This is a genomic window from Streptomyces sp. NPDC101152, from assembly GCF_044768275.1.
Taxonomy (GTDB): domain Bacteria; phylum Actinomycetota; class Actinomycetes; order Streptomycetales; family Streptomycetaceae; genus Streptomyces.
In genome coordinates this window covers 46,600-57,265 of record NZ_JBIWPO010000051.1, presented here as the reverse complement: position 1 = coordinate 57,265, position 10,666 = coordinate 46,600, and the positions used below count along the sequence as shown (strand labels likewise).

The 10,666-nt window shown below is 68.9% G+C and carries 4 protein-coding genes, 1 tRNA gene and 1 rRNA gene; 5 read left to right on the top strand and 1 reads right to left on the bottom strand.

The genetic code is table 11. The features are described 5' to 3' along the window. The 3 genes from rrf to ACIRVK_RS37885 form a co-directional block, all read left to right on the top strand. A 5S ribosomal RNA gene (gene rrf, locus ACIRVK_RS37895) occupies positions 1-92 on the top strand; the annotation flags it as partial. A 114-nt stretch (positions 93-206) separates the two neighbouring features. After that, on the top strand, positions 207-869 hold the full coding sequence (locus ACIRVK_RS37890) for a DegT/DnrJ/EryC1/StrS family aminotransferase (RefSeq protein WP_404255394.1): 663 nt from the start codon (positions 207-209) through the stop codon (positions 867-869). Between the two features lie 75 nt (positions 870-944). Continuing rightward, a tRNA-Thr gene (locus tag ACIRVK_RS37885) sits at positions 945-1,017 on the top strand. Positions 1,018-1,072: 55 nt separating this feature from the next. Here ACIRVK_RS37885 and ACIRVK_RS37880 read toward each other — a convergent pair. After that, complete coding sequence (locus tag ACIRVK_RS37880; protein WP_404255390.1) at positions 1,073-3,823, bottom strand: SpoIIE family protein phosphatase; 2,751 nt, start codon at positions 3,821-3,823, stop codon at positions 1,073-1,075. Positions 3,824-4,203: 380 nt separating this feature from the next. Between ACIRVK_RS37880 and ACIRVK_RS37875 the strand changes: the two genes are divergently transcribed. Together ACIRVK_RS37875 and ACIRVK_RS37870 are read left to right on the top strand one after the other, a co-directional pair. Continuing rightward, on the top strand, positions 4,204-9,672 hold the full coding sequence (locus ACIRVK_RS37875) for a HAMP domain-containing protein (RefSeq protein WP_404255388.1): 5,469 nt from the start codon (positions 4,204-4,206) through the stop codon (positions 9,670-9,672). Positions 9,673-9,916: 244 nt separating this feature from the next. Further along, entirely contained in the window at positions 9,917-10,600 is a 684-nt protein-coding gene (locus tag ACIRVK_RS37870) for a two-component system response regulator (RefSeq protein WP_404255386.1), read from the top strand. The last annotated feature ends 66 nt before the right edge of the window (positions 10,601-10,666 follow it).

Genomic DNA, 10,666 nt, shown 5'->3' with positions numbered 1-10,666 from the left:
CGCCCGGTTACATTTCGAACCCGGAAGCTAAGCCTTACAGCGCCGATGGTACTGCAGGGGGGACCCTGTGGGAGAGTAGGACGCCGCCGAACAATTATTAGAAGGGTCGGATCCTGAACTTCGGTTCGGGGTCCGGCCCTTTTCTGTTCCGCGTCACTTGACGTTCACGTTGCCCAACAAGCATCCGCAGCATGGGTACTGCCGCAATGCTCAGGGCCGCCGGCGTCGGCCTCGGTGACGAGGTCGTCGTACCGGCCTTCGGGAACGTCGACATCGCCGAAGCCGTCGTCACCGTCGGTGCGCTTCCGGTGTTCGCCGACATAGACCCGGTCACGTACTGCCTGGATGCCTCCGCGGTCGAGGCCGCCGTGACTCCCCGTACGTCGGCCGTCGTTGTCGTCCACCGTTTCGGGCGGCCGGCCGATCTCGCTCGGCTGCACGACATCGGGCAGCGGCACGGGCTGCTGGTGTTGGAGCGGGGGGAATCCGAGGCGCCGTACGACGAGATGGCGCAGCGTCGGGAGCGGGCGGCTTATCTGGACGCCAAGTTGAGGGGCGTGCGCACGCCGGACGGGGGCGACGGGCACACCTATCAGCAGTACGTCGTGCGGGTGCCCGGCAACGGGCGGCCCGACCGTGACGCGTTCGCCCGTGCCGTGCGGGCGAGGGGAGTCGAGTGCCGGGTACCGGTGAAGACTCCTGTGCACCGGCTGCCGGACTTTCGTCGGTGCGTGTCGCTGCCGGAGACCGAGCGGGCCGCTGACGAGACGCTGGCACTGCCGGTGGATCCCGCGTTGACGAAGCGGGACATGCAGCGGATCGTGGGCGCCTGCAATGCGCTGGGCGGACTGCTCCAGCCCGCTTTCTGAGCTTGGTTGGGAGCACGCGTCTGTTCGGGTATGATCTATTCCGTTGCCGCGGGGGAGACCTCGGAAAAGCAACAGGCCCCTATAGCTCAGTCGGCAGAGCGTCTCCATGGTAAGGAGAAGGTCAACGGTTCGATTCCGTTTGGGGGCTCCCACCGAAAGGCCCCGCCCCATAGGGCGGGGCCTTTCGCATGTCTTGTCCTCCATCAGTCCTTGTGGAGGCCGGGAACGCGCATCGCGAGGATGGCCATGTCGTCGGACGGGGCGTCCGAGGCGAAGCGTTCCACGGCGCGCATGATGCGGGCCGCGACCGCGCCCGCCGTCAGGCCGGTGCAGGTCGTGAGGACGTCGGTGAGGCCGTCGTCGCCCAGCATGCGGGTGCCCTCGCGGCGCTCTGTGACGCCGTCCGTGACGCACAGGAGGACGTCGCCGGGGTCGAGGGTGACCGTCTGCTCGTAGAGCTCCAGGTCGTCCAGGACGCCCAGGAGCGGCTGGGGCTCGGCGGCCGGTTCGACGGTGCCGTCCTGCCGCAGACGGAGCGGGAGGGGATGGCCGGCGCAGACCACCTTCAGTTCCGCGCTGCCGTCCTCCTGGGGCCGCAACTCGCCGTAGAGGAGGGTCAGGAAGCGGCTGCGGGCGCCCTCGTCGAGGATGGCCGAGTTCAGTCGCTCCAGGACCGCCGGGCCGGACAGTCCCTCGCGGGCCAGGAGGCGCAGCGCGTGCCGGGCCAGCCCCGTGACCGCGGCCGCGTTGGGGCCCGTACCGCAGACGTCGCCGATAGCGAAGCCGTAGGCGCCGTCGCTGATCGGGAAGAGGTCGTAGAAGTCGCCGCCGACCTCGTTGCCCTCCCCGGCCGCGCGGTAGATGACCTCGACCTCGACGCCGTCGATCTCCGGCAGCTCGGGCGGCAGGAGGCTGCGCTGCAGGGACTGGCTGATGGCCGTGCGCTCCGAGTACAGGCGGGCGTTGTCGAGCGCCAGGGCGGCCCTGCGGCTCAAGTCCTCGGCCAGTTCCAGGATTTCCTGGCGGAAGTGTTCGTCGGTGGGCTTGCCGAGGGTGAGCATGCCGATGACTCGGTTGCGGGCGACCAGGGGGAGCACGACGGTCTCGCCGCCCACCGCGGACGCCGTGGCGAGCGTGGGGCCGATGCCGGAGGCGATCTGGTGGGGCGGGCCGCCCGACAGGCCGAGGCTGCGCATGGAGCTGCGCAGGGCCGCCTGGTGGGCGACCTCGCCGGGGGCGGACCACACGCGGGCGCCGGGGGTGGGGACCGGGTCCGGCGGGGGCACCTTGGAGAGCAGCGACTTGATGCCGTCGATGAGTTCCTCGTCCTCGTGCAGGACGTACGACAGGTACGGCTCGGAGGCCTGGTCGGCGATCGTGTAGACGGCGCACCAGGTAGCGAGGGTGGGGACCGTCATCTGAGCCATCAGGGCCAGCGTCTGGTCGCGGTCCAGGGTGCCGGCGAGAAGGTCGGAGGCCTCGACCAGGAAGCTCAGGGAGCCGCGGCGCAGGCGTTCCAGTTCGCCGAGGCGGGCCGACTCGACGGCCAGCGCGATGCGGTCGGCGGCGAACTGGAGGCGCAGCGCCTCTTCGTTGGAGTATCTGCCGGGGCTCTCGGCCGCGACGCCCAGGGAGCCGGTGAGGCGTCCCTCGACCTTCAGGGGGACGGTGACCACCGAGCGCATGCCCGTGCCGCTCAGCAGGGGTACGGCACCGGGGACGGCCGCCAGGTCGTCATGGACGGCCGGCATGCGGGCCGAGCCGTAGCGGCCGGGGCCCGCCTCGACGGGCACGCGCGCGAAGCGCTGGCGGGCGGAGGGCAGGCCGGTGGAGGCGCGGACCTCCAGCTCCGTCTCGTCGTCGGTGGCGAGCAGCAGGAACGCGGAGTCGGCGTCGAGCATGTCGCGGGCGCGCTCCACGGTGCGCTGGAGGAGCCCGTCGAGGTCGTCCGGGGCCGGAGAGCCGATGAACACCTCGAAGGGATCGGTGCTCTGGCCGTCGGCGGAGGCGCTGTCCGAGGCCGGCATGCGCAACGGTGTCTGCAGGACGGCCCGCTCGTGGTCCCGGACCAGGAGACAGACGGTGGAGGGCTCGCCGCCCGTGTCGCGGACGCGCAGGTGGGAGGCGTACACGGGGGTGACGCGGCCGTTGGCGCCCCTTATGCCGTAGCTGCCTTCCCAGCGGGAGAGCTGGAGGGCCTCGGCGATGCCGGTGCTGGTGCCGGGTGTGTGCGGCCAGGCGGCGAGATCGGTAAGAGGCTTTCCGATCACCTGTTCGGCGGGGTAGCCGAAGAGTTCCTCCGCGTCCTCGTTCCACGACGTGATGGAACTGGTGCGGTCGATCTGGACGACCGCGACCCGGACCCTGCCGTCGGCCAAGGGCAGGAGGTCGGCGGGGAGCGAGGGGCCCGCCGTGCGTGTGCCCACCGAGCGTTCGGGGAAGTCGAGTTGGAACCAGACCTGCTTGTGGGTGGGCGTGTACTCGACGCCCCAGCGGCCCGCCAGCGCCGCGCACAGCTGGAGGCCGCGGCCGCCCTCGCGGTCGGGGCTGCCCATGGTGGCGGGATGGCCCTGCAGGGGGATCTCACGCTCCGGATAGCGGTCGGCGACCTCGATCCGTACGCCGTCGTCCGTGCGCAGGCACAGGACGTCGGCGGAGGTGCCCGCGTGGACCACGGCGTTGGTCACCAGCTCGCTGGTGAGCACCACGGCGTCGTCGACGATGTCGGCGAAGCCCCAGCCCTGGAGGGTGTCGCGGACGAAGGAGCGGGCGGTCGCTACCGATCGCCCGACGGGCTCGAAGCTGGCAGCCGCGCGCGCGGTGATCACAGAACTCCTCGGCCTGTTGTCGACGTGCAGGGCTCCGCGGCCGACCGGCTCGTGCCGCTGATGCGGCAGGCCGCCCGTCGGCCGGGGGTCCGGGGGCTGTCCCCCCGGGATCAGTCCGGTGGTCATGTGTGCGGCCGCCCCTCCGATGCCCGCTCGTTCTCGTGCCACCGCCCAGGCCGGACGGACCGGCGTGGCTGGACAGCCGCATGCAAGGTTACTTACCTTCGACGGCCGAGCGGATGCCGGTCTGCAGTGTTTCCGCCCAGAGGGTGTGCGGACGATGTGCGAAGCTGCCGAACTGTTATGGCCGGGTTCAGGCAGGGTGAAACACTGGGCAAGCTTCTTGTGAAGGTCCGGACAGGCTGAGTGACTTCCGCGCGCAGCGGGCAGCAGCCCGTGGTGCGACCTGGTATATCCGGCAGAAACGCGCAGCACCACCCTGGTACGTCGGGCAGCCGTACCGGAGTACAGCAGCAGTAACGGTCGACCCCTGCGGGAGGGACACAGTGGAGTCTGGCGCAGCGACGCGGGGCACTAAGACGCGCGCGAAAGGCGGACAGTCCCTGAACAACCAGGGCAAACCCCGAGGTGGGACCACCGCGGTGGACACGGTCGCCCTGAACCGGCTGCTGGCGGCCCTCGTGGCGATGCGCGACGGGAACTTCCGCAAGCGGCTCACGGTGTCCGGGGACGGCGTGATGTCGGAGATCTCCGCTGTTTTCAACGAGGTCGCCGACCGCAATCTGCACCTGGCGGGTGAGCTGTCGCGGGTGCGGCGCATGGTGGGCCGCGAGGGCAAGCTCACGGAGCGCCTGGAGTCGGGCGCCTACGAGGGTTCCTGGGCGGCCGCCGTCGAGGCGTCCAACGCGCTCGTGGACGACCTCGTGCGGCCCGTCTCCGAGGTCGGCAGGGTGTTGTCCGCGGTCGCGGAGGGTGACCTGTCGCCCCGCATGGAGTTGCGGACCCACGCTCCCGACGGGACCGCGCACCCGCTGCGAGGCGAGTTCCTCAAGGTCGGGCGGACGGTGAACAACCTTGTCGATCAGCTGTCGACGTTCACCGACGAGGTCACGCGGGTGGCCAGCGAGGTGGGCACCGAGGGCAAGCTGGGCGGTCAGGCACGCGTGCGTGGCATGTCGGGTTCGTGGAAGGACCTCACGGACTCGGTCAACACCATGGCGTACCGGCTGACCGCGCAGGTGCGTGACATCGCGCTGGTGACGACCGCGGTGGCCAAGGGTGATCTGTCCCGCAAGGTCACCGTTCACGTGGCCGGCGAGATGCTGGAGCTGAAGAACACCGTCAACACGATGGTGGATCAGCTGTCGTCCTTCTCCTCCGAGGTGACGCGGGTCGCGCGCGAGGTGGGCACGGAGGGCGAGCTCGGCGGTCAGGCGCAGGTCCCGGGTGTGGCCGGTGTGTGGAAGGACCTCACCGATTCGGTGAACCTCATGGCCGGCAACCTCACGGCCCAGGTGCGTGGGATCGCCCAGGTCACCACCGCGGTGGCCAACGGTGACCTGTCGCAGAAGGTCACCGTCTCCGCACGCGGCGAGGTCGCCCAGCTCGCGGACACGATCAACCAGATGACCGAGACGCTGCGGATCTTCGCGGACGAGGTCACGCGCGTGGCGAACGAGGTCGGTGCCGCCGGGCAGCTGGGCGGTCAGGCGAACGTGCCGGGCGCCGCGGGGACGTGGAAGGACCTGACGGACTCCGTCAACACGGTGTTCCGGAATCTCACCATTCAGGTGAGGGACATCGCCGCCGTCACCACGGCCGTGGCCAACGGTGACCTCTCGCAGAAGGTCACCGTGAACGTGGCCGGCGAGATGCTGGAGTTGAAGAACACCGTCAACGGGATGGTCGACCAGCTGTCGTCGTTCGGTTCCGAGGTCACCCGCGTGGCCCGTGAGGTCGGTGTCGAGGGAGAGCTGGGCGGTCAGGCGCAGGTCCCGGGGGCGGCCGGTACGTGGAAGGACCTGACGGACTCCGTCAACACGGCGTTCCGTAACCTCACCGGACAGGTGCGCAACATCGCCCAGGTGACGACCGCGGTGGCCAACGGCGATCTGTCGCAGAAGGTCACCGTGGACGTCTCCGGCGAGATGCTCCAGCTGAAGAACACCGTGAACACGATGGTGGACCAGCTGTCCTCCTTCGCCGACCAGGTGACCCGGATGGCCCGGGACGTGGGTACCGAGGGGCGGCTCGGCGGGCAGGCGGTCGTGCCGGGCGTGGCAGGCACGTGGAAGGAACTCACCGACTCCGTCAACGGAATGGCAGGAAACCTTACCGCCCAGGTGCGCAACATCGCGCAGGTCACCACGGCGGTGGCCCGCGGTGACCTGTCCCAGAAGATCGACGTCGACGCGCGCGGCGAGATCCTGGAGCTGAAGAACACCATCAACACGATGGTCGACCAGTTGTCCGGGTTCGCCGAGCAGGTGACCCGGGTGGCCCGCGAGGTGGGCACCGAGGGCCGGCTCGGCGGGCAGGCGCAGGTGCCCGGCGTGGCCGGTGTGTGGCGGGACCTGACCGACTCCGTGAACGGAATGGCAGGAAACCTTACCGCCCAGGTGCGCAACATCGCGCAGGTCGCCACGGCGGTGGCCCGCGGTGACCTGTCCCAGAAGATCACCGTTGACGCGCGCGGCGAGATCCTGGAGCTGAAGAACACGCTGAACACGATGGTGGACCAGCTGTCGTCGTTCGCGGAGGAGGTCACCAGGGTCGCCCGCGAGGTGGGTACGGAGGGCCAGCTCGGCGGTCAGGCCGAGGTGCAGGGTGTCTCCGGCACCTGGAAGGACCTCACCCAGTCCGTGAACTTCATGGCGAACAACCTGACCATCCAGGTGCGTCAGATCGCCGAGGTCACGACCGCGGTCGCCAAGGGTGACCTCTCCAAGAAGATCACCGTCGACGCGAAGGGCGAGATCCTCGAGCTCGTCACGACGGTCAACACGATGGTCGACCAGTTGTCCAGCTTCGCCGAGCAGGTGACCCGGGTGGCCCGCGAGGTGGGCACCGAGGGCATCCTGGGCGGCCAGGCGCACGTTCCGGGTGTCACGGGCATCTGGAAGGACCTCAGCGGCAACGTGAACCTGATGGCCAAGAACCTGACCATGCAGGTGCGCAACATCTCCCAGGTCGCGGCGGCCGTCGCCAACGGCGACCTGACGCGGACCGTGACGATCGAGGCGCGCGGCGAGGTCGCCCAGCTCGCCGACACCTTCAACACCATGGTGAAGACGCTGAGTTCGTTCGCCGACCAGGTCACCAAGGTGGCCCGCGAGGTGGGCACGGACGGCATCCTCGGCGGCCAGGCGCACGTACCCGGTGTGGCCGGTACGTGGAAGGACCTGACCGAGTCCGTGAACCAGATGGCGTCGAACCTGACCGGCCAGGTGCGCAACATCGCCATGGTCACCACGGCCATCGCCAAGGGCGACCTGACGAAGAAGATCGACATCGACGCTCGCGGTGAGATCCTCGAGCTCAAGACGACGATCAACACGATGGTCGACCAGCTGTCGTCCTTCGCCGAAGAGGTAACCCGAGTCGCCCGCGAGGTGGGCACGGAGGGTCAGCTGGGCGGTCAGGCACGCGTGCGTGACGTGGACGGCACGTGGCGGGACCTCACCGAGTCCGTGAACGAGATGGCAGGAAACCTCACCCGGCAGGTGCGCGCCATCGCGCGCGTGGCCACCGCGGTGACCCGTGGCGACCTGAACCTGAAGATCGACGTCGACGCGTCCGGCGAGATCCAGGAGCTGCAGGACTACATCAACAAGATGATCGCCAACCTGCGCGACACCACGATCGCCAACAAGGAGCAGGACTGGCTCAAGGGCAACCTGGCCCGTATCTCCGCGCTGATGCAGGGCCGCCGCGACCTGCAGGACGTGGCGTCGCTGATCATGAGCGAGCTGACGCCGGTGGTGTCCGCGCAGCACGGCGCGTTCTTCGTGGCGATGCCGCTCATGGACGGCAAGGACATCAGCGCCGAGAGCGAGGACGCGTACGAACTGCGCATGCTCGGGTCGTACGGCTACTCGATGGGCTCCATGCCGACCTCCTTCAGGCCCGGTGAGGCGCTGATCGGGACGGCTGCCGAGGAGAAGCGCACGATTCTGGTGGAGAACGCGCCCAGCGGCTATCTGAAGATCTCCTCGGGCCTCGGGGAGGCGCCGCCCGCTCAGGTGATCGTCCTGCCGGTGCTGTTCGAGGGCAAGGTGCTCGGCATCATCGAGCTGGCGTCCTTCACGCCCTTCACGCAGATCCAGAAGGACTTCCTCAACCAGATCGCCGAGATGATCGCGACCAGCGTCAACACCATCTCCGTCAACACCAAGACGGAGCAGCTGCTGAAGCAGTCGCAGGAGCTGACCGAGCAACTGCGCGAACGCTCGGCCGAGTTGGAGAACCGGCAGAAGGCCCTCCAGGCGTCCAACGCCGAGCTGGAGGAGAAGGCCGAGCTGCTGGCCCAGCAGAACCGCGACATCGAGGTCAAGAACACCGAGATCGAGGAGGCGCGGCAGGTCCTGGAGGAGCGGGCCGAGCAGCTCGCGGTGTCGATGCGCTACAAGAGCGAGTTCCTGGCCAACATGTCGCACGAGCTGCGTACGCCGCTCAACTCGCTGCTGATCCTGGCCAAGCTGCTCGCCGACAACGCGGACGCCAACCTCACCCCGAAGCAGGTCGAGTTCGCGGAGACCATCCACGGCGCCGGCTCCGACCTGCTCCAGCTGATCAACGACATCCTCGACCTGTCGAAGGTCGAGGCGGGCAAGATGGACGTCTCCCCGACCCGTATCGCACTCGTCCAGCTCGTCGACTACGTGGAGGCCACCTTCCGGCCGTTGACGGCGGAGAAGGGCCTGGACCTGTCGGTGCGGGTCTCCCCGGAGCTGCCCGCCACGCTGCACACCGACGAGCAGCGCCTCCTCCAGGTGCTGCGCAACCTGCTGTCCAACGCGGTGAAGTTCACCGACTCCGGCTCGGTCGAGCTGGTCATCCGGCCGGCCGGGGCAGACGTTCCGATGGCGATCCGGGAGCAGCTTCTGGAGGCCGGTTCGCTCACATCTCCGGACGCGGGTCTGATCGCGTTCTCGGTCACCGACACCGGCATCGGGATCGCCGCCAGCAAGATGCGGGTAATCTTCGAGGCGTTCAAGCAGGCCGACGGCACCACCAGCCGCAAGTACGGCGGTACGGGTCTCGGGCTGTCGATCTCGCGGGAGATCGCCCAGCTGCTCGGCGGGGAGATTTACGCGCAGAGCGAACCGGGACGCGGCTCCACGTTCACGCTGTATTTGCCGCTGTACCCGAGCGAACTCCCGCCGCAGGGCTACCAGCAGCCCGTGCCGGCCCTCGGGGCCGGTGACCTGTTGGCCGCGTCCGACCTGTCCCAGCTCTCGGAGGCGGAGATCGAGACGCCCGCCGAGGTGAGGTCGTACCAGCAGGCGCAGAACGGCGCCGCGGCGCTCTTCAGGCGCCGTCGCCGGGGCGGCTTGGACGGCGACCACCCCGGCGCCGGGCACGAGCAGTGGGCGGGCGCCGAGCAGAGCGCCCCCCAGCCGAACCGGGGCATCCGGTTCGGTGGCCAGAAAGTGCTCATCGTGGACGACGACATCCGTAACGTCTTCGCACTGACCAGCGTCCTGGAGCAGCACGGTCTGTCGGTGCTTTACGCGGAGAACGGCCGCGAGGGCATCGAGGTGCTGGAGCAGCACGACGACGTGGCGGTCGTCCTGATGGACATCATGATGCCCGAGATGGACGGCTACGCGACGACGACGGCGATCCGGCGGATGCCGCAGTTCGCGGGCCTGCCGATCATCGCGCTGACCGCGAAGGCGATGAAGGGCGACCGGGAGAAGGCGATCGAGTCGGGCGCCTCCGACTACGTCACCAAGCCGGTCGACCCCGACCACCTGCTGGCGGTGATGGAGCAGTGGATGCGTGGGGAGTGAGGACGACCATCGATGTTCACGCGGAGTTGCTGACTCAGTGTGGCCGCGGCCGTGTAGAAGTACGGGATACGGGGAACCTTCTGGTCTCCCGCTACGTTTCTGCTACGTGCACAGTGACATCACGGTGACAGGGTGTGGCGACAGGCGGGGTGCGGCTACGATGACCGGCACAAGGACGGGCGGCGAAAGGGAGTCGTCCCCAGGGGCGGCGCCCGGTGCACATCCGGGGCGAGGAGGGCGGGCCATGGTGCAGAAGGCCAAGATCCTCCTGGTCGATGACCGGCCGGAGAATCTGCTGGCGCTGGAGGCCATCCTCTCCGCGCTCGATCAGACGCTGGTACGGGCATCGTCCGGGGAGGAAGCGCTCAAAGCACTGCTCACGGACGACTTCGCGGTCATTCTGCTGGATGTCCAGATGCCGGGCATGGACGGTTTCGAGACCGCGGCGCACATCAAGCGGCGGGAGCGGACCCGGGACATCCCGATCATCTTCCTCACCGCGATCAACCACGGCCCGCACCACACCTTCCGGGGTTATGCGGCGGGCGCGGTCGACTACATCTCCAAGCCGTTCGACCCGTGGGTGCTGCGCGCGAAGGTCTCGGTGTTCGTCGAGCTGTACATGAAGAACTGCCAGCTGCGGGAGCAGGCGGCGCTGCTGCGGCTCCAGTTGGAGGGCGGCGGCGGCAAGGCCGCGGTCGGCGACAGCAAGGAGCCGGCCTCCCTGCTCGCGGAGCTGTCCGCGCGGCTGGCGGCGGTCGAGGAGCAGGCCGAGGCGCTGTCCAAGCAGCTCGACGACGAGTCGGCGGACGCGGCGGCGGTGGCCACGGCAGCCCATCTCGAACGCAAACTCACCGGGCTGCGGCGGGCGCTGGACGCCCTGGAACCGGGCGCCGGGAACACCTCGTCGGTCCCCTCGCAGAACTGACGCCCCCGCGCGGCCCACTTGCCCATGAGGACGCGTCAGTTCCGCTCTTCCCCAAGGGCGACACGA